We start from the raw sequence: 23,278 nt of genomic DNA on the forward strand, positions 1-23,278 counted from the left end.
TACTATCCTCCCACAATAAAACACTCAAAATCAAGTTGATTCTGAGTGCCACTTTATTTTATTTGACTGCAATTCGTTTCTGTAATTCTTCTGTTAAAGCAATCAGTTCATGTTCAAGGTGTTGTGTAAATTGTTCACGACCTTCTTTACCTTTACCTGTTACATAAAACGGCTCACCATAAATTAAATAGCCTTTGCCACGCTTCATTACATCTCCAGCATTGCGTGCACCAACATAAGCAGCAGGAACAATTTGCACCTTTGCCAGCTGTGCAATTGTAATCGCTCCTTGTTTTAAATCAGAGCCTTCTGCATTTCGAGTTCCAGATGGGAAAATCCCCACGATTTTGCCTTCCTTCAATAACTGTGAAGGAATTTTAATCACGCTTGGACCAGGATTATCACGGTCTACCGGAAAGGCATTTAAACGCTCAATAAGCCATCCAAGGCCTTTCATTTCAAATAATTGCTTCTTTGCCATAAAATGAATTTCCCGTGGATACATGGCTACACCAAGGTTTAAAATATCAACATAGCCTGTATGTGTACAAGCTATAATAAACCCACCGTCTTTTGGTAAGTTTTCTTCTCCATATACACGAGCCTTTGAGCCCATTAATTTCAATATTACTTTGACAACATTTGCTGCTAATTTATACACTGTTACATTCCTACCTTATTCAATAGTTATTCCCATTGTAATCGAAAAGACCAGTATACTGCAATTGCCTGCGACCATCTAAACCTTCCCCACTAGTAGATCTACATCGATTGTAATTGCATTTAATATGAGGTCTTTATCCTCTTTTTTATGCCAGCCCATTGGTGTCATTTCTAATAACGCGGGCACAAGATTCTCATCAAGTGGTAGAGTATAGGTAACACGTTCTTTGGTAACCTCATGAAAGCTATCTTGAAAACGTGCAACAATCTGCTCATTAGAATAGGTTTCTTTGCTTGAATCTGCATATAATTGAGCACGCAGTTCCTGTAAGTATCCGCTTTGTGGCACAACCTTTACAATACAGCCATCAGGCGCAAGAAGCCGTTTAAACTCCTCATAATTGGCAGGTGATAAAATATTTAAAATTGCATCAAAGCTTGCTTTCGCAAACGGACTTTTCGCCAAATCACCTACACACCAAATTTGTTGTGGATAATGACGAGCTGCAGCCATTATGCCTTCTTTTGCTATATCAATTCCTATACCTATCCCATACTTTTTGGCCTTCATAATTCGAGCTAAATGTGATCCTTCTCCACATCCAGTATCAAGCACTGTTTTTGCAGGCGCTACAATCTCACTGATTTTAGCTTCCACTACATCATAGATTCCGCTATCAATTACAGCCTTGCGGGATTCAAAAAGACTCTTACTATATTTAGAGGAGACGCTATTCGTTAGCATATTGACATAGCCTTGCTTGGCAATATCAAATGAATGGTTGGCAGAACAAACCAACCTCCCTTGCTCATAAACATACATCGATTGCTGACAAACCGGACAAGCAAAAAGATTAATCTGTTGATCCATTAATGCTGCCCCTATTGCACGTTTAGATAATGCACCCATTGCTATGCCTCCTTCTGTTCGTTAGGTGAAACGAGGGCAAATCGCTCCCATTTACGGCTCTTCCATCTAAAGTATACGATAATTGCCCGCAACCATTCATCTGCTGAAATGGCTAGCCAAATTCCAACCAAGCCCCAATCCAGTACAAAGACAAATAAATAACCCAATGGAAGACTCATGCAAACCATTGACAGAAATCCGATTTTCACAGGGAACCTCGCATCCCCTGAAGCACGTAACGAGTTAATGACAACAATATTCATCGTGCGACCCGTCTCAAGTAAAATACTTAAAGCTAACACGGATGCTCCAATTGCTATAACGTTAGGGTTATCTGTAAAAACATGCATAAGCTGCTTGCGGAAAATCGTGACAAAAGCGACCATTATAATCGTAAAAACAAATGCCGCACGTACGCTAGTCCAAAGCTGATGATAAGCATCGTCCTTTTTCCCTGCACCTACATGACGACCAATAATGATTGCTGTTCCTGTACCAATAGCAATCGCAAATAAATAGGTAAACATTGAAATATTCATGGCGTATTGTCGTGCCGCTAATGTTTCTGCTCCTAAATATGTTGCATAATACAAGAAGATGATTTGACAAAACTGATAAAGAACCTGCTCAAATGCAGACGGTAGGCCAATGTTCAATATTTTTTTTACATATTCCTTAGAATACTCGAAATAATATTGAATCTTTATACGCACTTCCATGACCTGATATAACAACCAGAAAAATACGAGTACCGCTAAACCTCGACTAATAACAGAAGAAATAGCTGCACCTTTAACACCAAGCTCTGGAAAACCTAAATTCCCAAAAATAAGACCATAATTTAAAACCACGTGCAATATATTCATACCAAGTGATACGTACATTGTTTGCTTCGTCCAACCATGTACGCGGATAATTGCAGCTAAAGCATTGATAATAGCCTGAAGGAAAATAAAACTCCCGATGATTGCTAAATAGCTTTGCGCATAGTGGAGTACTTCTCCCTGTAAATTCATCATTGTCATTAAATGATCAGCAAAGAAGAAAAATAGAATACTCATCAAAAGCCCAACGGCCAAATTCATTGTAACAGCTAAAGCTGATATTTTTGCTGCTTCGAAGAACCGTCTTGAACCTAAGTATTGGGAAACTACAATGGATGCACCATTACCAACCACTTCAAGAATCAAGATAGCTATATGGATATATTGATTGGCTGCACCTACTCCTGATACAGCATTATCTGATAAAGCACTGAGCATAAAAGTATCAGCTAGTCCCATTAACATAAATAAAAATACTTCTAAGAAGATAGGCCACGTTAAATGGAATAGACTTAACTTATTTGTCTCTTTAATTGTGTCTGCCAATACTTTCACTTCTCCTATCTTTTTCTTGAAAATCTATTGTATCTTATCACAAATTTTCAGACTGTAAAGAGGTTTATGATAAGACAGCGCTTCCACACAAAAAATCCCCTTCACATAGCTTTGTGAAAGGGCTTTTCCTTACGTCAAACAGTAAGACTGTAATTGCTTACGTTTTTCAGCTGTTAGTCCAAATTCCTGTTCCATAAAGGCAGTCTTTGAGCCATAGAGATCATCCATAGCATCCAATGCTGCTTGTAAATAATCTTCACGAGCAGACATCAATGCATAAAATTGCTGTAATTCTTGTTCATTATACTGATGCTGAATAGCTTGAGCCATTTTTTCCACCATGGGTTGTAAGTGTATATTAGTGTCTAGGTAGTCTTCCATGATTGTTTCCTCTGGTACATCTAAAGCTAGTAAAATCAGGGCGCCTCCTATACCTGTTCTATCTTTTCCAACTGCACAATGGTGAACAAGACCTAAATTATCAGGATTTTGAATGGTTTTCATTAGCTCCTTAAATGAGGGATTATTAAAAGGCATTTGCGCATAAAAATTTCGGAACATTTCGGGGCTTACTACTTTATAAAAATCTTTACCACCAGCATTTGTGGGCATTTCAAAAGCATGATTACCCTTTGCTGGTATTTGAATATATCGAGCATGTGAGAACACGGGGTTAGGATTATGCTGTGCTTCCTTGTTGTCACGGTAATCAAAAATAGTTTTAATACCTAACATTTCAAATCGCTCTTTATCTGCTGATGTCATTTTACCAAGTGCTGCAGATCGGTAGAATAAACCCTTCTTTACAATACGTCCATCCCTTGTCTTATATCCCCCCATATCTCGGAAATTATAGACTGCCTCAAACGGAATAACCTGTGTATCTAACTGTTCCATTCACTACCCTCCCTAAATTATTAAGCATTCTTACCTTTATTCTATAGAACAAATTAAATTAATTCCAATTTTCACGCTAGGTAATAACTAACCATATAAAAATGGCTAGCCGTTAGATCAGCTAGCCTTGAATTGTTATTTAAATAACTCTGGATACACAGCTTTAGCTACTAATTCTACTGCTTCTCCAATACGTGGACCAGGACGATTAGAGATATCAGTATCAAGAGACTGTACAGCTTTATCTTGAATAGCTTTCACAGTATTCCAACCATCACGTGTCAAAATTTCCCCTATAGGATCTTCTGTATAGTTTACTGTTGTTAATATAACCTCTGGATTTTTCGCAATAACCTCTTCCTCAGACACTTGCGCCCAATTGTCTAAATCAGCAAAGACATTCTTAACATTGGCTGCATTTAATATTTCTTGCTGGAAAGTTCCAGCGCCTGCCGTATAAATATCTGGCTTAGGACTAATCTCTAAATAAACATTTTTCGGTGCTTTTACTTCTTTCACCTTTGTTTGTACTTCAGTAATTTTCGCTTTAATCTGTTCGTTTAATTCATTTCCTTTATCTTCAACACCCATTACAGCAGCTAGTTGTTCAATATCCCCATAAACATCATCAAATGATGTGGCAGATTCAATAACAAATACTTTCAGTCCCGCATCTTCTAATGGTTTCAATGCATCCTTAGAGCCAATTGTGTAAGCAATGACCACATCTGGCTTTAAGGCTATAATGCGTTCACTATCGAAATTCTGAGAATCAGATACTCGTTCGATTTTTTGTGCTGCTTCTGGATATGTGTCATACTCTGTTGCTCCTACGATTTTCTCACCAACACCTAGTGCAAATAAAATCTCCGTATTACTTGGTTGTAAGGAAACAATAGTTTTTGGTACTTCTTTAAATTCTACTTCTACACCACGATCATCTGTTACTTTGTAGGTTGTTTGTTCAGTTTGTTGCGTATCCTGTGAAGCCTCTTTATTTTTTGTATCTTCTGAGGTACCACAACCTGCTAAAACTAATATTAGTACTAGCACTGATAGCCATTGGAAATTAAATACTTTCTTCATTCTTACTCTCCCTTTTCTTTTTCATTGGATAGGATTTACTAATAAACGGTATTTCAGCTATACCTGCTTGGTGATTCATATAGACTGCCATGACAAAGCATACATTTGCTAACAAGCCTAAGTAGTCGAAAAGGATAGCTGGTACCTCTCGTTCCTCTGAAACCTTATGTAATGTACGATATGATTTTTTGGCTTCACTGCGGCAAAGATGTAAAGCAGCAGCAGCCTCTGTGCCCTGAGGTAAAACAAAACTTTGTATTTCTTCCTTCACATGACGAACATAAAAGTCATAGCGTTCGCTTAACCAAGAAAGATCTTCTTCTGTTACTGCTAGCTTTCCTCGGACTGAACCATTGACATGGTAAGCCATAGGTAATATAAGCAGCAAATCATCTACGACAACTTGTACATCCTCCTTTTTTACTGCAGCTAATGCAACCCCTAGATGTGTTGTGAGACTATCTGTTCGAATCTCATAATCAACCGTTGAAGCCTTCTCACGCATAAACGGATAACAAGAATAACGTGCATCCTTTTTCACTTGATGTACCCCCTTCCCATTTTGATAAATTCTTACATGAACGATAGCATAAAAAAACGCCGCTCCTTTAAGCAAAGGAACGACGAAAATAACATAATGATTGCCAATTACTATGACATTACCTATGTAATTTGCCGTATATCCTCCTAGCTTCCGAAGAGTTGTTATACGTTCAAATAAAGGTCGGTCTCCTGGCTTGTACAGTTCATTAATGAATTTTAATGAGCTATAAAGAACCTTCCCATCTCCTTGGAGACAGTGGTATATCTTTATAATGGCTGTACTTACAGTTGCGGAAACAGCTTCGGTTTTTCACCGAATTCCCGATTATGCTAGTTAGCACCTTTATTCTGCAAGAATATTTCATTTGTAAAGCAGTTTACCATATATTAATAGGAAAAAACAGTTGTACTCCAAATAGAAACTTTACATCCTGTACAAAAAAACACCATCTCGCTACTTTGAACGGATGGCTGCCTTATATTTCTTTTTGTGTTTAACTTCGTGCTCTTCATCAATTAAGCGGTGTGCAATAGCTATTAATTTAGAGTCATTCGTTTGATCATAAAGCTTTTTAAAAGAAATAATAATATCATAGCGAATAAGAGAGGGATGCTTTTCATCCAAACAGGTTTGAAATCTCTTAGCTAGATACGAGACAACTAAGTCTCTTTGTACTTGACCTGCTAATCCAATTTTCCAAATAGCTTGTAACGCGTTCCTCGCCGTGGCAAATCGCTCATCATACGTCACAGCCCAAATTTTCAAAAAATCCTCCAATACCCTTTCTTCTGGATCACTTTTTGCGGCTAAGGCACATAAAATTTGTGCAGCACGTGCACGAGCATGTCCATCTTTGTATGTAAGTGCTTGTACAAGCTGTTCCCATACTGCATATGTCCAATCTACGGGCTCCTGCATAATTTTCATTAGTTCCTCGTAAGATTCATATTGAATATCGTGGTCACGCTCTGTTAGATTACTAAAAAGTTGCAAAATCTCTTTTTCCATAATTTATCCCTACCTTTATTGATTCAGAACGTAATAAAATTTGATTTATGGTACACTTAACTTAATTTTTTCGCAAAGAAGGTGAGTTTATGAATAAATTTAATGCTAGGAAATTGATTTTTCGAGTAATTGTGATTCTATCCTTACTTGTAGCTGCCTATTTTATTATCCCTGTGTCCATGCCTTTACTATTTGCAGGTATAAGTGCATTTTTCTTAGAACCAATCGTCATGTTCTTTAAAAGGCGATGGAAGATGTCACGGAAAATAGCAGTTGCTTTTATATACATAGTGAGTGTTATGGTTATATCTATTATTTGCTATCTGTCCATTACACAAATCATGTCGCAAATAATTTTACTATCTAAGCAAGCTCCCTATTATATTTCCAAGCTATCAGATATGTGGCTCCATATGCAAGAAAATATCTCTAAATATACAGAAGACTTTCCACCAGAAGTAAGTGCTTCACTTCAAAAAACCACAATGGATTTCATAAAAAAAGTTGAAGAATTCTTTTTAAGCTTCTTTAATTATAGCAAAGTTTCAGCCTTCTTTTCAGAAATTCCAAGCCTATTTATCAGTCTTCTCGTTTATATGATTGCTCTATTCCTATTTATGCTTGATTTGCCTAAATTAAAGCAAATCACTTATAAATATTTAAAGCCCAACACTGCAAAGAAAATAAAGATTATCCTTAATCGTCTAAAGGATGCAACTTTCGGTTATATGAAGGCACACTTATTTGTAAGCTTTATTATTGGAGGCGTCACACTTATTGGACTTCTATTAATCCAGCCCAAATATGCCATAACAATGACGATTATTATTTGGTTAATAGATATTGTCCCTTTCCTAGGCTCTATCATTATTTTAGCTCCATGGGGACTTTATCATTTACTGATGGGTAACACAGCTATTGCTGTAAAATTATTCATCTTAGCTGCTATTTTACTTATTATTCGTCGAGTAGTCGAGCCTAAATTAATGGGAGACCATATCGGTTTATCTACATTGCCAACATTAATCGCCATGTTCATTGGTCTTCAGTTATTTGGTATTATCGGTTTACTTGTCGGTCCCTTTGTTATAATTTTCTTTATTGCATTGAAAGAGACAGGTGTCATTAAGTTAAACTTTAAAATTTAAAAATTTTTAAGCTAAATAAAAAAAGGTCATCTTTGTATTTTTTCTCTACAAAGATGACCTTTTTCTCATGTCAATCGTCTATTAGATAAAGAGGCTTGCTTATTGAATACGACCGAAGCCTACTAAGTATTGATTCCACCAATCAAGTGATTCAATTACGACACCGTTGTTTTGAGCATCGATCATTGTGTTGTTACCTAAGTAAATACCTACGTGCGCTACCCCAGACCCGTAGCTGAAGAATACTAAGTCACCAACTCGTGCTTCACTTGCTGAAATACGCTGTGTTGCTAAATATTGTTGTGATGCTGTACGAGGTAAAGAAACACCTGCTTGTTTGTAAGACCATTGTACAAGACCTGAGCAGTCAAAGCCTGTTGATGGGTTGCTACCACCCCAAACATAAGGACGACCTAGGAATTGCTTAGCAGTTGAAATAGCATCTCCTGATGATGCTGTACCAGCTCCAGAGCCAACAATAATTTTTTGTGGTTGACCACCACCAGTATTTTGAGTTGCTTGTACTACTGGCGTTGCTGCTTGAAGAGCACGTAAACGAGCTGCTTCTTCTTCAGCTGCTTTACGCTCCGCTTCTAAACGTTCTTCTTCTTGTTTCGTTGCAATTTGAGCTTTTAATGCAAGTGATTTCGCTTCGTTTTCAGCCTTTTTCACTTCCATTTCGCTTTCCTTTTGTTGAAGCTCTTGGAATTGTTTTTGAAGCTCTTTTTGCTTTTCATCTAATGTAGCTTTTTGTTGCACTAAGCTTGCTTTATCTGCTTCCTGTTGATCCACTAATTCTTGGTCAGCATCCATTAATGTTTTAACCGCTACGACACGGTCCATTAAATCTGCAAAGCTTTTTGCTTCAAGAACGACATTTAAATAAACGCCTACAGTGTTATCTTGTGCTTGATATGCAGCCATACGCTCACTTAAGATTTTAGAGCGTTGTTCAATACGTTTTTGTGTTTCAACAATACTAGCATCTACTTCTTTAATTTCAGCTTGTACTTGTTTAAATACTTTAACTTTTGCGTCGATCTCTTGTTGTAGCTTTGTTAATTCTTGCTCTAATTTCTTCACTTGTTTATCTATTTCAGCCTTTTTCTCGATCATTTGTTGAGAAGTTTCTTCGGCATGTACTTCTGTTGGTTGAATTGTATTAAATAATAAGCCGCCTGCTAGTGCCAATGCTAGCACCATCGACTTACGCCATTTATTGCGCTTTCCCACGTTACCTTCATTTCCCTTCATCTATCAATTTCGCTCTCGATATCCTATGTAATCACTTGAACGATTTCTATTTTAATTAATTGTTCTTATATTTATATTAGCCTTTTAAAGTTTAGCATTTCCGGCATAACTTTTATACTATTTCTCATCTATTTAATACATTAGTAAAACTCGAAATATTTCTGTAACATTAGATATAATGCGTATTTATTCTACAAATAACCAATTTAATCTACATAGCGATAAAAATAGCTTATTCGACATTAGACCTACGCATCGTTTTGTAATGTTTTTGTAATATTTCTCTACAATGTTTCAAAAAAAGATAGGGAAAAGATTCCCTATCTACTGTTTCATTGATCTTAGAGCTTGTATCGATAATCTTACTAATAAAATGGCACATAAAAATAAACCTAAATAGGCGGCAGTATTTAAGTAAACCGCATAAGAATCATGAATAAATTGCGAGATAGCTAAAAGCGCCACGGATATAATGCCAAAGGTGATCCCTACTAAAAGCAGCACAAAGCGAGAAAACAAATGTGTAATAAAACGAGCATTATGTTCATCTGAAAAAACATCATGATGTAAAATAATCTTCCCGCTTTCAACGCGTTGAATTAGCTGATCTACTCTTCTTGGCATTTTACGTAAAGTAGGTATAAGCATGGACAGTTCTTCCTGAAGTCGCTCTTTAGTAGCCATTGGTTCTTTAAATGGCTTTAAGAAAGAGGCACGCATATATGTAGCAGAAAAATCCTTTGCCTCGGTAAAAATATCAAAACGGGAATCAATTACTCGTAAAGTGCCATCCAGTGTCACTAAGGAACGAAGAGCCAACCCTACTGCAGGATAGAACGCTAAACCAAAGTCCCTTACTACTGTAAATAATGCATGAATTAATTCTTCAGTCGGTATACGATCAACATAGGAGATTTTTAGTAAAATTTGATCAATTGCTTGCTCCATCCTTGCACGGTCTGCGTGATCAGCATTTTCCACTAATAATGTTAAGCCATCATATAAAACGCTTGAATCATTAAGCTGAATGCCCATCAAGAATAGCTTCAAACCCTCCTGCTGTGTAGCGCCTAATCGCCCAACTGCACCAAAATCAAGCAGAACTGGTGTGCCATCTGTTTCATCGATGTGGATATTTCCTGGATGCGGGTCTGCATGGAAAATTCCAGAGAATAACATTTGTTCAAAAAATGAATATAATACTGTTCTTGCGAATTGCCTACGATCGATAGACAACCGTTTGAATTCAGCTGCCCCATCTGCTACGCTTTGCCCTCGAATATATTCCATCACAATGACATTCTCATTACTGTAGGCTGTGTATATTTTAGGTATTCGAACTTTATAGTCACTTTTCGCTAGAGCATTTTTGACCTGTAAAGTATTACGGACCTCAATATCTAAATGAATCTCCTCACGTAATCCATCCGCAAATCCACCAGCTAGCTCCCGAAAGCCTAATGACTCTGCCCAAGTTGATTTTGTTGAAAGCCAGTTGGCAAACTCCTCTAAAATTTCAAGATCATCACGCATGATTCCTTTTACTTCTGGACGCAAAAGCTTAACTACAACATCTTCATAATTTTTAAGTCGCGCCTTATGCACCTGACCAATAGAGGCAGCCGCAATGGGTTCCATTTGAAAATGGCTAAATATTTCATTCATTGGTTGTGGAAGTGAGCCTTCTAAAATTTGTGTAACTTGCTCCTCTGGTAAAGGCTTCACACGGTGCTGAAGTCTTTCTAGCTCATCTATAAAAATGGGCGAAAATAATTCCTTCCTCGTTGACAGTACTTGTCCAAATTTAATGAAAATCCCACCACATTGCTCTAATGTTGCTCTTAAGGCAATGGCAAGCTCTTTTTCATTTTCACGTTGCCTAGCATATTTAATCGTTTGCACAACACCGTTTGTGACAGCAATTTTTAGTACTTGCCTTAAACGTTTCTGTTGTCGCCAATAGCTACGCAGTCGAAATAACATGGATTTTTGGCCGTTTCGCCGGTCTCCTGTTGCTATACCACTTGGATCAAACAGTTCAAAAACTAAATAGAGCAACATAGAAATGAGTAGCATACTCCCAATCCAAATGAGCGTACTGACTTCTGTCACCGTTTGCATCATCGTTTCTGATAAAAAATCCGTATGGCGCAAATAAGAATACCAGTAAACAAAAGAGGTTAATGTCACACTAATAACAACCGATAGCACTCTACGAACAAAATTGATATTGGAGCCAATTAATCGTCCACTAACAATGTAAATCAAACCAGATACTATGATAATTTGGATCAAAAACTTCAAAAAAATCAACAGTGTCACCTCCTGCACCATTTCCATCTCTTACTACCGCTAGTATAGCAAATTTATGTACTAACTTTCTTTTACAAGGATCATAACTAATATTTTGTTATCCAAAATTGCCCATGAGCCGCTTAACTTAACAAATAGGAAAGGGACGCTGTCAGCCAGCATCCCTTCATTCATTAGTTAGTAGAAAGCACTTTTTCCCAATCAATTGTGCCATTTTTAATTTGTTCTCGTTTTTCTTTATTCATAATGTCATTTGGGCGCCCGCCTTTTGGCCAGTCTTTATCGTGGTTTGCCCATTCTGGTCGATCCTGCGATAAAATAAAAGCGGCTAAATCAGCAGCATCCTGATCTGTTAAAGTACCTGCTGCTCCGACTGGCATATTGTTTTGAATATAACCAGCCATTTTTGATATCCGCGCCATCCCTGCTCCATCATTGAAGGAATTATCTCCCCATAATGCAGGACCTGTATTTGCACCCGTACCAGAACCATCAGCAGCATGACAAGCTATACAGGACTGTCCATAAAGCTCCTCACCATTTGCAACATCTGGAATCGGAACATTCTTCATATCACTTGTACCAGCCCATTCACGTTTTGCTCCTATTGGTACACCTTCAGAAATATAAGCAAAATACGCTACCATGGCCTCCAATTCATCACTATTCATTTCAAATTTTTTACCATTCATACTACGAACCATACAGCCATTAATACGCTCTTCTATCGTCACAACATCACCAGAGCGTCCAATATATTGTGGATAATTTGCCATGACCCCTACTAACGACGATGCTTGCTCATCATAGCCTGCTCCTGCATGACAGCTTGTGCAAGATAATTGATTCCCCACATATTCATCTGCTGCAACATGTGTGTTATTCACTAGCTCATAGCCGTATAATATCGCCTCTTTCATAGGTCCATCCGGCACCTCTTCAATACTTGGTGGAGCATAGACCAACGACTGAGCAGCTGCTGTTGTTGGTATTTGTGTCTGCACTGTCTTTTCATCCTTGCCAGCATTTGACTCTACTGAAATTTTGTCGCTGACAATTGTTCCAACAAAGATTGAGCCTGCTAACAGTACTGTCCCTGCTACTCCTGCTACTATAGGTTTCATCTATAATACCCCCCTTTGTATCTTCCTTTTCATTTTAGCAACATAGCAATTATTTGGATGTGATTTTTCTCACACATACCTAAAACAGAACCATTAAGATGATAAAAATGGTTAAAATATACATTTGTTATTGTCCTACAACAAAGAAAACAAGACTTAATACCTCTTGCAGTATATAGCCATATCTGAATAAAAAAGTGTCGAGCACATCATGTACTCGACACTCATCTAGCCTTTTACAATTTACATACTCCATCGGCACATACAGACTCACCATTTCCCATTATCTTTATTATTGGTTGGATACCCGCTTTTTCCGCCGCTTGATGTAAAGTTTTTACAAAAACCTCATTTGGTTCAGCGCCTTTAATACCATATCTATTTTCAAACACAAAGAATGGTACACTTTGTACCCCCAGTTGTTGGGCATCATAGCGATCCTGTTCTAATGCTTCACTAAAGTCAGCCGATGTTATGATTTTCTTCGCTTCTTCCACATTTAAATTTAATTTCGCAATAACTTTTAATAAAAAATCGTCATCATTTACATCTTTACCCTCTTTAAAATAACCAGCCATTAATGCTTCTGTATAAGCCGTCGCTTTACCAAATTGCTGTGTCCACTTCGCTAAACGATGTGCTTTTTCAGTATGGGAAGTGGACATCTTAGCAAATTCATAATCCAAACCAACCTCCATTGCTCTCATAGCTATGCCCTTGACCATTTCTTTTACTTCTTCTAGCGTGATATCATATTTTTTAGCCATCGCCTCGTAAAAGGTTGGTGCATTCAATTTTGGTATATCTGGGTCTAATTGAAATGCTTTATATTCAATTTCCACTAGTCCTGTATAGCCTGCAATATCAATTGCCCGTTCTAGTTCTCGCTTGCCAATATAACAAAACGGACATGTGAAATCAGAAAAGACTTCAATTTTCAAAGCTATCCCCCCTTATAAAATGTCCATCCAAATTTTTATCGCTGTTACTAATATAAGAACCGCTAAAATAACTTGTAGGAATTTCGTATTTAACTTCCCCCCTACTTTCGCACCAAGTGGAGCCGCTATTAGACTAGATACAATTAAGATGAGCGCTGGAAGATATTCAACTTGTCCTGTCATTAATTTTCCAACGGTACCTCCTATTGAGGAAATAAAAGTAATAGCAAGGCTTGACGCAATGGTCATACGTGTTGGGATTGCTAAGACAACAAGCATTATTGGCACTAATAAAAAGCCACCAGCTGCCCCCACAATCCCTGAACCGATACCAACAATAAATGCTAATATGACTGCAAGTGGTTTATTAAAAGTAATCTCCTGCATCGATTTATCATCAATTTGCTTTTTCGGGATGAACATCATCACAGCTGCAATCAACGCAAGGATACCATAGACAATGTTAATACCGGACTCTGATAAAAATTTTGAACCAAAGCTCCCTACAAAGCTTCCTGTTAATATGGAGCTCCCCATATAGATTATAAGTGATTTATTTAAATATCCCCCTTTGCGATATACCCAAACTCCAGCAAGCGCAGCAAAAAGCACTTGAATCGCACTAATCCCTGACACCTCATGTGCAGAAAAGGCCGCAAAACCTAATAATGGCGGGATATATAGTAGCATCGGGAAATTAATGATAGCACCGCCAATCCCCAACATCCCCGATACAAATGAACCAAGAAAACCAATAAGTAAAATGGTTAAGATCCATGCAATATCCATTTGTTTTTCCTTCTTTCTGGCTGCAATCAATAAAGAGAAAGAAGGGTTGTTCTACTGTAATAGACAACCCTCAATCCGCTCTATGCTTTCTGAATTAAAAATGTAATGACGCCAGCCTCTTCGTAGTGGTCTAAAATGATATGACCCCCAGCTTTTGCCCAAGCAGGAATATCCGCTAAAGCTCCTTTATCTGTCACCTGAACTTCTAAAACTTCCCCTGCCTTTAAGGTGTCGATTGCTTTTTTTGTCTTCACAATAGGCATTGGACAAGACAGGCCTTTTGCATCTAGTTGTAAATTAGGTTTCATCATAATCTCCTTCGACTCGGCAAAGCTTGTAAGCGATTTTGCCGAGTCTTCTTGTTTTTTATCTTCATGAAGGAAGAGCGCCTTCAATCCACGGAATTTACATGTTATAAGCATGCATGCGTACTCATTGCACTTTAGCATGCTCTATCGTACAGCACAGCGATTTGGTCCAATTTCCATTTCTGTTTGTTCATCTGGTGCAGGTGTTATTTTCCCCATATTGACCTGACGAATTTCTTGATAAGCATTCGGCTGTGGAGGGAGTTGATCGGTCACCACATGTCTAAATTCTTCTTCATCTTGTATATTCAAACCATGGTTTTGGGCAAACAAATCTCCTAAGCGTTTTGCCACGGTTCCATCTTCATTCAACTCATCAATAATCATAAAATGCGCTGGTAATACAATAAGTTCATCAGACAATTCGCGATAACGCTTGTAAAGCGTAACACGTAAATCTCCAACCCAATCATCAGCAAGTCCCGCTAAATCAGGACGTCCGATTGAATCAATAAATAAAATATCTCCTGTTAACAGATATTTGTTATCGACCACAAATGAAGTAGAACCAATTGTATGACCTGGAGAATAGATAGCTCCTACATCTATTTTAGATGCTCCGATTTGAACAGTTGTTCCATCAACTAATGGCGTATATTGAAAGACAACCTCTTCCGCATCTTTTGGTGGTAAATAGTAAGCTGCACCAGTTGCTTCTGCAATATGGCGACCACCTGAAATATGGTCTGCATGTAAATGTGTATCAAAAACATGTTTAATTTTAACGTTCTGTTGTTCTGCAAAGCTTGTGAATATATTCGTAAAACGAACAGCATCAATGATAGCAGCTTCTCCTTCAGATATGATCATATAAGAAAGACAGCCCTTTCCTAAACGGACAAACTGATAAAGCTCGCCACCACCTGTTAAATCGCCAACTTTAATCGGCTCTAGGTATTCACTCCAAGATTTCATACCTCCTGCTAAATAAGCAACATCTCGACCTGCTTCAGCTAGCATTTCCGCGATCATCAATGATGACCCCTCTTTTGCACAAACTACTAATACTTCTTTATCTGATGGGATTTCCGGTAAAATCTCCTCAATTCCATCTAACAGTTCAAAATACGGAATATTTAAGTACTCAAAGCGGCGACCATCAATTTTCCAATCTTCAAATGCATCCGCATTACGAACATCTAAAATAAACAATTCTTCATTGTTAATAACCTTTTTAGCAACTTGTGACGCATTCCACTTCTGAATTGACATACAGTTTACCCCCATAGGTATAATTTTAATGTTTTTTATAGCGGAGAGCTTTCTCCACTCTCCGCCTTGAAGTACAAGTCTTTAGAAAGTTAGAGATGGCGCTGCATCTTTCGCAAATTCAAGGAATGTTACAGCTCCGCCAACCTCAATACCATCAATAAAATCTTCCGTCGATAAACCCATTACATCCATAGTCATTTGACAAGCAATAAATTTCACACCTAATTCCTGTGCCATTTCCACCAATTGAGGAATGGCCGGAACATTTGCTTTTGCAAAACCTTCCGCAAAATGCTCTGCCCCAGCAGGCATTGGTAGCGCATGCATACCTTGCTTATGAATAAAATTCAATCCTTCAAATGTGAAGAAGATTGCTACCTCCTTTTCTGAAGCTGCCGCTGCCGTTGCGATATTAAACACCTTATAAGCATCAAATAAACCACCATTACTTGCAATAATTGCTACCTTGTTTGACATAATAAAATTCCTCCAATTTAAATGTTTTTTGTAAGTTCACCCTTCCAGGATGTCATTCCTGGTAAGACATTAAATACCTTTGTAAAACCATGTGAAGCAAGCTTCTGCGCAGCCATATCACTGCGTTTGCCGGTACGACAAATAATATAAATCTCCTGCTCTTTATCAAGCTCTGAAAGACGTGCCTCTAGTTCGCCCATTGGGATAGATTTTGCCCCTTCAATATGGCCAAAAGCGAATTCCGCTTCCTCACGTACATCAAGAATTAATCCTTCACGACTAGTGATTTGTTCTAGATCAATTGTTTGATCAAACGTTATGTCTTCTATTTGATCGTTGGTACATTTACGAATATAATGTTTCAGCACGCCATCCTCTTCTATAGTGCCTATATATTGGTGGCCTACAGTTTCAGCCCATGCCGCAATATCGGCTTTTGACCCTTTATCTGTCGCAGATACTTCTAAAATTTGACCATCCACTAAATCAACCATAGCTTTTTTTGTTTTCACAATCGGCATCGGGCAAGAAAGGCCCTTGGCATCTAGCTGAAAATCCGCCTTCATATTTTCCACAACCTCCATATACCATACCCGGTATTATTTTTAACAAAAAAATATAGATATTATCTATATTTGTACTTTACCCTCCCAAGCTAACATACCACCAGCCATATTCGATGCATCAAAGCCATTATCTTCTAATAACTGGGTAGCACGACCACTACGGGCACCTGAACGACAAACCATAATATACGACTCATTTTTATTTAATTCATGCAGTCGAAATTCCAATAAACCAAGCGGTATATGCATAACATCTGGTATATGTCCAGCTTGTACCTCATCTACCTCTCGAACATCAATAAGGTTCAGCTTTTTCCCCTGATCTATCAAATGTTGTACTTCATTCGCCGTAATTTCCTTCATTCTATCTCCTCCTAGTAAGCACTCATACCACCTCGAACATTGGTAACACGTTCAAAGCCTTGCTTTTTCAATTGTTTACACGCCTGACTACTTCGCATACCACTTTGACAAATAACGATTACTTCTTTATCCTTTGGCAAATTGTCAAAGCTCGATCCAAGTGGCATGTTTTTAAATTGAGAGATATGCCGACCTTTATATTCAGCAGGTGTGCGTACATCGATAAATATCTTATCCTTATCATTCAGCATATTTTTTAATTGCGCTGTTGAGATTGACTGAACGCCCTTTGTTGGTTTCATTCGCCAAATAAAAAATACAGCGATTAACGCAATAATTATCCATATCTCCAAATGATCATTCCTCCTTCTTTATACGTTAAAGGGTATATAAATTTATCGGCTTTTCACAACTAGATCCATTGCCTCTTGGATGGCTAGATTCATTTTTTCTGCATCACCTTCGGCAGTCGATACACAATCCAATAAATTTTCACTTACAATAACACCGATCGTCCGATCAACCGCAGAACGCACGGCAGATAGCTGTGTGATCACATCCTTACAGCTTTGACCTTCTTCCATCATGCGTAAAATACCACGCAATTGACCTTCCATACGTTTCACACGATTTGCAGTGTTTGAGCCATATGCCATTCTGTTATGCCCCCTTCCAAAACGATTGATTGAACTTACTTACGAGATTCATATTATACCCCTATAGGTATATTGTCAACACGAAAGCTTCAACCTTTTTTCTTTAAGGACTGTAATCCGTCGTTTATATGCCTCTTTCTGGTCTCTTCACTTTTTTATTTCTACCCGTCACTATGCCCACAATAAAAAAACCCTGCTATGAGTTTTTTCTCATAACAGGGAATCCTCTTTTTATTTAGCTAATTGCATGGCTGGTCCGAAGAACTCATAGTGAATTTTCTCATCCTTCACGCCAATTTCCTGTAAATTTTTAATAACAGCTTCCATGAAGCCTACAGGTCCACATACATAAACATCTGCATTATCAGCTACTTTTTCTGCTAATAATTCTTTTGTGATAAGCTTGTCTTCATCAGAATATAAAGCTGTATATGAAGCATTTGGCAACGCATTTACTTTCTCCTTAATGTCATCGCTAAATGCCACAACTTTCTCATTACGAGCACATTGGATAAAGTTAACTTTATTTGTTGCATCTTCTTTTAAAGATTGTAGCATACTGTTTAAAGGTGTTACCCCAATACCACCACTCACAAATGTAATTGGTGCAGCAGTTTCCTCTAGAACAAATAAACCAGCTGGAGCACTTACATCTACTAAATCTCCAACTTGTAAGTTATCGTGAATAAAGTTAGAAACTTTACCATTTGGTGTATGATCGCTTTCGCGTTTTACTGAAATACGATAGCCATCTTCTGCACTTGCCTGTGAAAGTGTGTATTGACGATTCATTAAATACTCTTCGCCCGGCACTTTTACACGAATGCTAATGTATTGGCCTGGTTCATAAGTCGGTAATGGTGAACCATCTTCATTTACAAAATAAACAGATGTAACTAAGTCGCTTTCTACAACTTTTTTCGCCACTTTTAATGGTTTAAATAGGCGCCATCCACCATTATTTTCAGCCTTTTGGTATAACTCTTCTTCCACTTGAACGAAAATATCAGCTATAACGCCATAAGCCTCAGCCCATGCATTAATAATATCATCTGTTGCTGCGTCACCAAGTACTTCTTTAATTGCTTTTAATAGATGTTCTCCAACAATTGGGTAATGTTCAGGTAAAATGCCTAAACTACGGTGTTTATGTGCTATAAGCATTACAGCAGGTAAAATCGCTTCTAAGTTTTCAATATGAACAGCAGCAGCATAAACAGTGTTAGCTAATGCTGTTTGTTGACGGCCTTGTTCTTGATTCGTGTGATTAAAAATGTTCAGTAATTCTGGATGAGCTTGAAACATATTTTTGTAAAACGTCTTTGTAATTTCAACACCATGAACTTCTAATACAGGTACTGTTGCCTTAATAATTTTAATAGTTTCTTGTTTTAACATATCGCTTACCATCCTTTCGTGATTACAATATAACGCTTTCATTTCCTTAAAGCAATATATGAAATACATCTTTAACAAAATGGACATAATTAATGTATTTTAAATACATCTTTAAAAAACGTTTGAAAATATTATACTTCAATGTAAAAATGCTATAATAATTTTGAATTATAGAAAGTAGGGTGTTCTAATGCGCTTAACTTTATACACAGACTACTCTTTGCGTACGCTTATTTATCTAGGTGCAAAGGAAGACGGCCAATTATCAACTATTCAAGAGATTTCAGATGCTTATAATATATCGAAAAACCACTTAATGAAGGTGACACATCAGCTTGGATTATTAGGCTATATTGAAACAATCCGTGGTCGTGGTGGCGGTATTCGCCTCGCTATCGATCCAAAAACTATTACTATTGGTGAAATTGTGCGTCATACAGAAGAGGATTTTCACCTTGTAGAATGTTTCGACAAAGAAAATAATCTATGTAAAATAGCCCCAGAATGTCAGCTAAAAGGTGTTCTGTACGAAGCTTTACAAGCCTATTTAAGTGTGCTAGATCGTTACACTTTAGATGATTTCCTACATTCTAAAGAAAAATTAATGGCTCTTCTGCTAGGTAAGTAAAAATACCCGCTCAACACTTGTTGGACGGGTATTTCTTTATGAAGATGCTTATAATTGCTTTGAAAAGAAAATCATATCTAAGGCACGAATGCCGTTTTCATAAATTGGTTCTGGGTATTTACGAAAGAAATCTTTTTCAATAGCCTCCATGCGGAAGCCTGCTTTTTGATAAAAGGCAATATTATCAATACTTGAATTTGCTGTTCCAACTAGAACGGTTTGATAGCCTTCCATCTGGCATATTTCAGTGAGTTGTCGTAATACTTCCTTACCTATTCCCTTCCCTTGATACGTTGGAATAATAGCAATATTCTTCAACTCAATTGTTGTATTAGATTGGGGAATTATTAAGGCTACCCCAGCTAGCACCTCGCCACACTTAATTTTATATAAGGTACCCTGATCTAGGTAGTCACGAACTACCTTTTCACTGTCATCCGCTAGTAAGAGCTGCGGTAAGAAGTCTTCACGTTTACCATCTACTTTCTCTAGCGATGTTCTGTAACGAACAAAATCCTCCCGTTCAAAGACATTTAACACACATGGTTGCTTTTCTTTTACCTCTAACCATGAATGCTCTTCTGGATATTCACTTTCAACTCCTAATCGAATAAAAGATAGCTTTTCCTGTGCCTTTTGTGAACGGATATTAACCTTCCTTGCACCTGCAAAAACACGTAATAAACCAAGTTCAAAAAAAGCAATATCTAAGATAGCTGTTTTGGCTTCAAGATTATAGCCCTTTCCCCAAAATGGGTAGCCAAGCCAAGACCCAATATGACAGCTCTTTTTTTGATGGTCTATAAACATTAATGATGTCACGCCAATTAGTTGCCCTTCCTCATTCAAGACAACACGAGGAACTGTTTTACCTTCTTCTTCATCCACACATTCACGTTTAATAAAATTAATTGTATCCTCTACCTTACCAGCAGGTAACCCAAGCGCATCTCGAACCTGTGGCATAGAAGACAATTCATGCATGGCTTCAGCATATTTAATATCATGCTTCACTAAAGTTACCGCCATCTACTATTCCCCTTTACTAACATTGTATTTTTTAACATTCTTTAAGAATATATTCATATCCCTGACCTTCAATTATATGATAGCTGCCAGGACACACCAAAACGATCCTGAATCCACGCAAACTTTTTAGAAAACCCATAATTATCAAGAGGCATTAATGCAAGTCCACCTTCTAATATGTGCGTAACTAAATAGCTTATTTCTTCCTCCGAATCACACTCTATAAAGATAGACGTGGATGGGGTAAATGTGAAATTGTGCTGGATAACACTATCATTCACCATTAATTTTAATCCCTTTAAATGGAGAACTGCCATCGCCACTTGCTGTGAATTTTCCGTATACGACAGACTGGCAACCTCTAAATCTGTAAACCATTGCTGATACTGTTCAATAGCTTCATTCGCTTGCCCTTGAAACATTAAAAATGTAGTTGCACTTTTCATCTATTTTTTTGCTCCTTCATAGTGAGTGATCCATTGTGCTGGGGTCATTTTTGAAACAAGCTCTCCAATTAAATCAAATGGAATATATTTTGTACTTGTAAAACGAATACAGCTTTTCCCCATGTTTAACTTCGTTGGTACTCTCTTCGCATATTCTTCCTGAAACCAAGAGAGCAATGCTGGGTCTGCGTATATCCCCATATGGTATAGCGCAATATGACGTTTTTGGACTGCAAGGCTAATAAAAGGTAATGGGGTATTTGGTGTAACATGATAGCCATCTGGATAGGTTGTTAAAGGAACAACATAGCTAACCATGCCATATTGCATTGTTTGTTCAAATCCATCTTGTATATTCGTTGCAACAACATCTACAAGCTGGCTAAACGCAACACGCCATTTTTCTTCAACTTGCTCCATGTATAAATTCTCCATACCTATTGCCTCACTTTATCATTTATTTTAAAATCTTTATTCATTTGCCTCAGCTTTTGCTTTGCGATATAACTCCTTGGTTTTGTAGCCTAATCCAATAATTTCGCGCATCTCTTGTAGGCGGGCTATTTGTGTATCCTGTTTTTTAGCACTATAAATATAACGCGCCCAGTCCTTTTGATAGCCTGGTGTTAGCTCATCATAAAATGCTAAATCATAAGGGTTGTCTGCAAGTGAATCACGTAATTGAGGAATCATCCTTTCATAATCACTTACACATTGACTACTTGCCGTCTTCTTCTTCCCTTTTCCTTTACCATCTCGCTTGATGCTTAAAATTGAAAATGTATCATCTAATGACATTAGGCTAGCAAATTTCAAATCACTACCAACGATGTACTTTTCGTCGTCAACTTGGATTGCTGGAAAAATTTCATCACGATGGATAAACTGTTCATATTTTTTATTCCCCTTTTTAGGATAAACAAAAAATAAGTAACCTTGTTCTTTTAGACGAGTACCTTTTAACACTTTTTGTAAATACGTTACCATCTCCTCCACAGAGAACACAAATGAAATAATGCGATCAAAAGGTGCTTCTCCTACCTGAGAAATCCCTTCTAATGGCAAATCTTGTGGTTGATTGACTATAGCAACTGATAATTCATCATTCAGTTTAAATTTTTTCTGCATAGCTTACATTCCTCTCCTACTGCTTCTTTATTTCAATTTTAGCATTTAACAAACTGCTCATACATTTACATCTTAGTTTTGATAGTATACTGAAATATTCAAAACTTGGGTATAAAAATATTTCAAGTTTTCCTCTAGTTAGAGATGAATGCTGATGCCTCCATAGGTGATATTTTTCGGAAAAAGAAAAAGAATCGAGATGGTACTTCTCGATTCCTTTTACTTACAGTCTAATCACTTGAAATAATCCCAAGGTTTAGTTTGTTACTTTATTTTATTTTAGCGGTAGCAATAATCCCTTTAATAATCGGAATAGCCGTCCCTATTATAATGACCGGTAAAAACCACCAGCCTATGGAATTGGCTTCACCAAGACCTATACGAACCATTTGAATCGAAATAAATGCGAATAAAATGAGACACAGGTTTTTTACTTCATTTAGTATTTTTCTGCTATTTAAATAAAATGCTTTTACATTATTTTCATTCAAACGTGCTGGATAATTATGCATATATGGTACCTTTTCTAGAAGCCCCAATACAATCCATAAAAACAAACCAATGAATGGTAAAATAAATAGCTCTATTTTCGAACCCCAACGATCAACCTCACCTAAACCATTAAAATGACCAGGAATTTCGCTAGGTATTTTACCCCAGAGTAAAATAATATAAAGGATAGATACAATAAATGCACTACCACCAATATAGTCCCATATCTTTTCTGATTTAGTTTTTGGTAGTTTTAAAATTGGCCTATACATTTTTCCCACCTCTGTTCATTTCCTTTATTATTTCTACGTACAATTACGGTTTAAGTTTCAAAATTCACGAAAATTGACTTAGTATTCAATACATGCCATTAATTATCCCTATTATTAGCAGTATTATAGCCGAAAAATCTCCATTTTTTATTACTCTAATCATAATTTAATACTATCTTCAAACTAT

At 37.3% G+C, this 23,278-nt stretch carries 27 protein-coding genes and 1 riboswitch; of the genes, 2 read left to right on the forward strand and 25 right to left on the reverse strand.

What is annotated here, in order from left to right:
• Positions 1–58: 58 nt before the first annotated feature.
• From OU989_RS20465 to OU989_RS20495, 7 genes are all read right to left on the reverse strand, one after another.
• Positions 59–661 carry a lysophospholipid acyltransferase family protein gene (locus OU989_RS20465; protein ID WP_274794763.1) on the reverse strand — a complete coding sequence of 201 codons (603 nt, stop codon included), beginning with the start codon at positions 659–661 and terminating at the stop codon, positions 59–61.
• A 78-nt stretch (positions 662–739) separates the two neighbouring features.
• The gene (locus OU989_RS20470; RefSeq protein WP_274794764.1) at positions 740–1,573 is read right to left on the reverse strand and encodes a putative RNA methyltransferase; all 834 of its coding nucleotides are present in this window, start codon (positions 1,571–1,573) and stop codon (positions 740–742) included.
• A 2-nt stretch (positions 1,574–1,575) separates the two neighbouring features.
• Entirely contained in the window at positions 1,576–2,943 is a 1,368-nt protein-coding gene (locus OU989_RS20475; RefSeq protein WP_274794766.1) for an MATE family efflux transporter, read from the reverse strand.
• Positions 2,944–3,081: 138 nt separating this feature from the next.
• Positions 3,082–3,849, reverse strand: coding sequence for a tyrosine-protein phosphatase (locus tag OU989_RS20480; protein WP_274794767.1), 768 nt, complete (start codon positions 3,847–3,849; stop codon positions 3,082–3,084).
• Positions 3,850–3,984: 135 nt separating this feature from the next.
• Positions 3,985–4,935 carry an ABC transporter substrate-binding protein gene (locus tag OU989_RS20485; protein WP_274794768.1) on the reverse strand — a complete coding sequence of 317 codons (951 nt, stop codon included), beginning with the start codon at positions 4,933–4,935 and terminating at the stop codon, positions 3,985–3,987.
• Positions 4,919–5,476 (reverse strand): hypothetical protein, encoded by a 558-nt coding sequence (locus OU989_RS20490; RefSeq protein ID WP_274794769.1) that lies wholly within the window; start codon positions 5,474–5,476, stop codon positions 4,919–4,921. The genes OU989_RS20485 and OU989_RS20490 overlap by 17 nt, the downstream gene beginning before the upstream one ends.
• 164 nt (positions 5,477–5,640) lie before the next feature.
• A riboswitch (cobalamin riboswitch) is annotated at positions 5,641–5,838 on the reverse strand.
• A 94-nt stretch (positions 5,839–5,932) separates the two neighbouring features.
• Complete coding sequence (locus OU989_RS20495; RefSeq protein ID WP_274794770.1) at positions 5,933–6,487, reverse strand: hypothetical protein; 555 nt, start codon at positions 6,485–6,487, stop codon at positions 5,933–5,935.
• Positions 6,488–6,576: 89 nt separating this feature from the next.
• On the opposite strand from OU989_RS20495, the gene ytvI reads away from it, so the two are divergent.
• Positions 6,577–7,635, forward strand: a complete 1,059-nt coding sequence (ytvI, locus tag OU989_RS20500) for a sporulation integral membrane protein YtvI (protein WP_274794771.1) — start codon at positions 6,577–6,579, stop codon at positions 7,633–7,635.
• 99 nt (positions 7,636–7,734) lie between these two features.
• On the opposite strand, the gene OU989_RS20505 is transcribed toward ytvI, so the two are convergent.
• The 13 genes from OU989_RS20505 to hmpA all read right to left on the reverse strand — a co-directional run bounded on the left by OU989_RS20505 (position 7,735) and on the right by hmpA (position 19,096).
• The gene (locus tag OU989_RS20505; RefSeq protein ID WP_274794772.1) at positions 7,735–8,889 is read right to left on the reverse strand and encodes a C40 family peptidase; all 1,155 of its coding nucleotides are present in this window, start codon (positions 8,887–8,889) and stop codon (positions 7,735–7,737) included.
• A 324-nt stretch (positions 8,890–9,213) separates the two neighbouring features.
• Positions 9,214–11,202 carry an ABC1 kinase family protein gene (locus OU989_RS20510; RefSeq protein WP_274794773.1) on the reverse strand — a complete coding sequence of 663 codons (1,989 nt, stop codon included), beginning with the start codon at positions 11,200–11,202 and terminating at the stop codon, positions 9,214–9,216.
• Between the two features lie 173 nt (positions 11,203–11,375).
• Positions 11,376–12,326: a c-type cytochrome gene (locus OU989_RS20515; protein ID WP_274794774.1), complete on the reverse strand. Its 951-nt coding sequence runs from the start codon at positions 12,324–12,326 to the stop codon at positions 11,376–11,378.
• A 236-nt stretch (positions 12,327–12,562) separates the two neighbouring features.
• Positions 12,563–13,267 (reverse strand): DsbA family oxidoreductase, encoded by a 705-nt coding sequence (locus OU989_RS20520; protein ID WP_274794775.1) that lies wholly within the window; start codon positions 13,265–13,267, stop codon positions 12,563–12,565.
• A gap of 12 nt (positions 13,268–13,279) precedes the next feature.
• A complete protein-coding gene (locus OU989_RS20525) occupies positions 13,280–14,056 on the reverse strand; it encodes a sulfite exporter TauE/SafE family protein (RefSeq protein WP_274794776.1) in 777 nt (258 codons plus the stop codon).
• A gap of 80 nt (positions 14,057–14,136) precedes the next feature.
• The gene (locus OU989_RS20530) at positions 14,137–14,364 is read right to left on the reverse strand and encodes a sulfurtransferase TusA family protein (protein ID WP_404809742.1); all 228 of its coding nucleotides are present in this window, start codon (positions 14,362–14,364) and stop codon (positions 14,137–14,139) included.
• Between the two features lie 144 nt (positions 14,365–14,508).
• A complete protein-coding gene (locus tag OU989_RS20535) occupies positions 14,509–15,636 on the reverse strand; it encodes an MBL fold metallo-hydrolase (RefSeq protein ID WP_274794777.1) in 1,128 nt (375 codons plus the stop codon).
• Positions 15,637–15,717: 81 nt separating this feature from the next.
• Positions 15,718–16,113 (reverse strand): DsrE/DsrF/DrsH-like family protein, encoded by a 396-nt coding sequence (locus OU989_RS20540; RefSeq protein ID WP_274794778.1) that lies wholly within the window; start codon positions 16,111–16,113, stop codon positions 15,718–15,720.
• A 17-nt stretch (positions 16,114–16,130) separates the two neighbouring features.
• A complete protein-coding gene (locus tag OU989_RS20545) occupies positions 16,131–16,697 on the reverse strand; it encodes a sulfurtransferase TusA family protein (protein ID WP_274794779.1) in 567 nt (188 codons plus the stop codon).
• A gap of 45 nt (positions 16,698–16,742) precedes the next feature.
• Complete coding sequence (locus tag OU989_RS20550; protein WP_274794780.1) at positions 16,743–17,042, reverse strand: rhodanese-like domain-containing protein; 300 nt, start codon at positions 17,040–17,042, stop codon at positions 16,743–16,745.
• 11 nt (positions 17,043–17,053) lie between these two features.
• Positions 17,054–17,395 carry a rhodanese-like domain-containing protein gene (locus OU989_RS20555; protein ID WP_274794781.1) on the reverse strand — a complete coding sequence of 114 codons (342 nt, stop codon included), beginning with the start codon at positions 17,393–17,395 and terminating at the stop codon, positions 17,054–17,056.
• Positions 17,396–17,437: 42 nt separating this feature from the next.
• Positions 17,438–17,698 (reverse strand): metal-sensitive transcriptional regulator, encoded by a 261-nt coding sequence (locus tag OU989_RS20560; protein WP_274794782.1) that lies wholly within the window; start codon positions 17,696–17,698, stop codon positions 17,438–17,440.
• Between the two features lie 231 nt (positions 17,699–17,929).
• A complete protein-coding gene (gene hmpA / locus OU989_RS20565) occupies positions 17,930–19,096 on the reverse strand; it encodes an NO-inducible flavohemoprotein (protein ID WP_274794783.1) in 1,167 nt (388 codons plus the stop codon).
• A 190-nt stretch (positions 19,097–19,286) separates the two neighbouring features.
• On the opposite strand from hmpA, the gene OU989_RS20570 reads away from it, so the two are divergent.
• A complete protein-coding gene (locus tag OU989_RS20570; RefSeq protein ID WP_155593299.1) occupies positions 19,287–19,724 on the forward strand; it encodes an Rrf2 family transcriptional regulator in 438 nt (145 codons plus the stop codon).
• Positions 19,725–19,772: 48 nt separating this feature from the next.
• Here OU989_RS20570 and OU989_RS20575 read toward each other — a convergent pair whose 3' ends face one another.
• From OU989_RS20575 to OU989_RS20595, 5 genes are all read right to left on the reverse strand, one after another.
• On the reverse strand, positions 19,773–20,753 hold the full coding sequence (locus OU989_RS20575) for a GNAT family N-acetyltransferase (RefSeq protein ID WP_274794785.1): 981 nt from the start codon (positions 20,751–20,753) through the stop codon (positions 19,773–19,775).
• A gap of 68 nt (positions 20,754–20,821) precedes the next feature.
• Positions 20,822–21,199 (reverse strand): VOC family protein, encoded by a 378-nt coding sequence (locus OU989_RS20580; protein WP_274794786.1) that lies wholly within the window; start codon positions 21,197–21,199, stop codon positions 20,822–20,824.
• Positions 21,200–21,619 (reverse strand): DUF1801 domain-containing protein, encoded by a 420-nt coding sequence (locus OU989_RS20585; protein ID WP_274794787.1) that lies wholly within the window; start codon positions 21,617–21,619, stop codon positions 21,200–21,202.
• A gap of 51 nt (positions 21,620–21,670) precedes the next feature.
• Positions 21,671–22,327, reverse strand: a complete 657-nt coding sequence (locus tag OU989_RS20590; protein ID WP_274794788.1) for a YdeI/OmpD-associated family protein — start codon at positions 22,325–22,327, stop codon at positions 21,671–21,673.
• A gap of 269 nt (positions 22,328–22,596) precedes the next feature.
• The gene (locus OU989_RS20595) at positions 22,597–23,091 is read right to left on the reverse strand and encodes a DUF1648 domain-containing protein (RefSeq protein WP_274794789.1); all 495 of its coding nucleotides are present in this window, start codon (positions 23,089–23,091) and stop codon (positions 22,597–22,599) included.
• Positions 23,092–23,278: the final 187 nt, after the last annotated feature.

The sequence above is a fragment of the Lysinibacillus irui genome (genome assembly GCF_028877475.1).
GTDB classification, from domain to species: Bacteria; Bacillota; Bacilli; order Bacillales_A; family Planococcaceae; genus Lysinibacillus; species Lysinibacillus irui.

Excerpts from the sequence above, each read along its gene's own strand:
- OU989_RS20560 (WP_274794782.1), bottom strand. The coding sequence starts at position 17,698 with ATGGCATATGGCTCAAACACTGCAAATCGTGTGAAACGTATGGAAGGT.
- hmpA (WP_274794783.1), bottom strand. The coding sequence starts at position 19,096 with ATGTTAAAACAAGAAACTATTAAAATTATTAAGGCAACAGTACCTGTA.
- OU989_RS20545 (WP_274794779.1), bottom strand. The coding sequence starts at position 16,697 with ATGGAGGTTGTGGAAAATATGAAGGCGGATTTTCAGCTAGATGCCAAG.
- OU989_RS20530 (WP_404809742.1), bottom strand. The coding sequence starts at position 14,364 with ATGAAACCTAATTTACAACTAGATGCAAAAGGCCTGTCTTGTCCAATG.
- OU989_RS20550 (WP_274794780.1), bottom strand. The coding sequence starts at position 17,042 with ATGAAGGAAATTACGGCGAATGAAGTACAACATTTGATAGATCAGGGG.
- OU989_RS20480 (WP_274794767.1), bottom strand. The coding sequence starts at position 3,849 with ATGGAACAGTTAGATACACAGGTTATTCCGTTTGAGGCAGTCTATAAT.
- OU989_RS20570 (WP_155593299.1), top strand. The coding sequence starts at position 19,287 with ATGCGCTTAACTTTATACACAGACTACTCTTTGCGTACGCTTATTTAT.
- OU989_RS20505 (WP_274794772.1), bottom strand. The coding sequence starts at position 8,889 with ATGAAGGGAAATGAAGGTAACGTGGGAAAGCGCAATAAATGGCGTAAG.
- OU989_RS20535 (WP_274794777.1), bottom strand. The coding sequence starts at position 15,636 with ATGTCAATTCAGAAGTGGAATGCGTCACAAGTTGCTAAAAAGGTTATT.
- OU989_RS20595 (WP_274794789.1), bottom strand. The coding sequence starts at position 23,091 with ATGTATAGGCCAATTTTAAAACTACCAAAAACTAAATCAGAAAAGATA.
- OU989_RS20585 (WP_274794787.1), bottom strand. The coding sequence starts at position 21,619 with ATGGAGCAAGTTGAAGAAAAATGGCGTGTTGCGTTTAGCCAGCTTGTA.
- OU989_RS20575 (WP_274794785.1), bottom strand. The coding sequence starts at position 20,753 with ATGGCGGTAACTTTAGTGAAGCATGATATTAAATATGCTGAAGCCATG.
- OU989_RS20470 (WP_274794764.1), bottom strand. The coding sequence starts at position 1,573 with ATGGGTGCATTATCTAAACGTGCAATAGGGGCAGCATTAATGGATCAA.
- OU989_RS20495 (WP_274794770.1), bottom strand. The coding sequence starts at position 6,487 with ATGGAAAAAGAGATTTTGCAACTTTTTAGTAATCTAACAGAGCGTGAC.
- OU989_RS20525 (WP_274794776.1), bottom strand. The coding sequence starts at position 14,056 with ATGGATATTGCATGGATCTTAACCATTTTACTTATTGGTTTTCTTGGT.
- OU989_RS20540 (WP_274794778.1), bottom strand. The coding sequence starts at position 16,113 with ATGTCAAACAAGGTAGCAATTATTGCAAGTAATGGTGGTTTATTTGAT.
- OU989_RS20515 (WP_274794774.1), bottom strand. The coding sequence starts at position 12,326 with ATGAAACCTATAGTAGCAGGAGTAGCAGGGACAGTACTGTTAGCAGGC.
- OU989_RS20485 (WP_274794768.1), bottom strand. The coding sequence starts at position 4,935 with ATGAAGAAAGTATTTAATTTCCAATGGCTATCAGTGCTAGTACTAATA.
- OU989_RS20580 (WP_274794786.1), bottom strand. The coding sequence starts at position 21,199 with ATGAAAAGTGCAACTACATTTTTAATGTTTCAAGGGCAAGCGAATGAA.
- ytvI (WP_274794771.1), top strand. The coding sequence starts at position 6,577 with ATGAATAAATTTAATGCTAGGAAATTGATTTTTCGAGTAATTGTGATT.
- OU989_RS20590 (WP_274794788.1), bottom strand. The coding sequence starts at position 22,327 with ATGCAGAAAAAATTTAAACTGAATGATGAATTATCAGTTGCTATAGTC.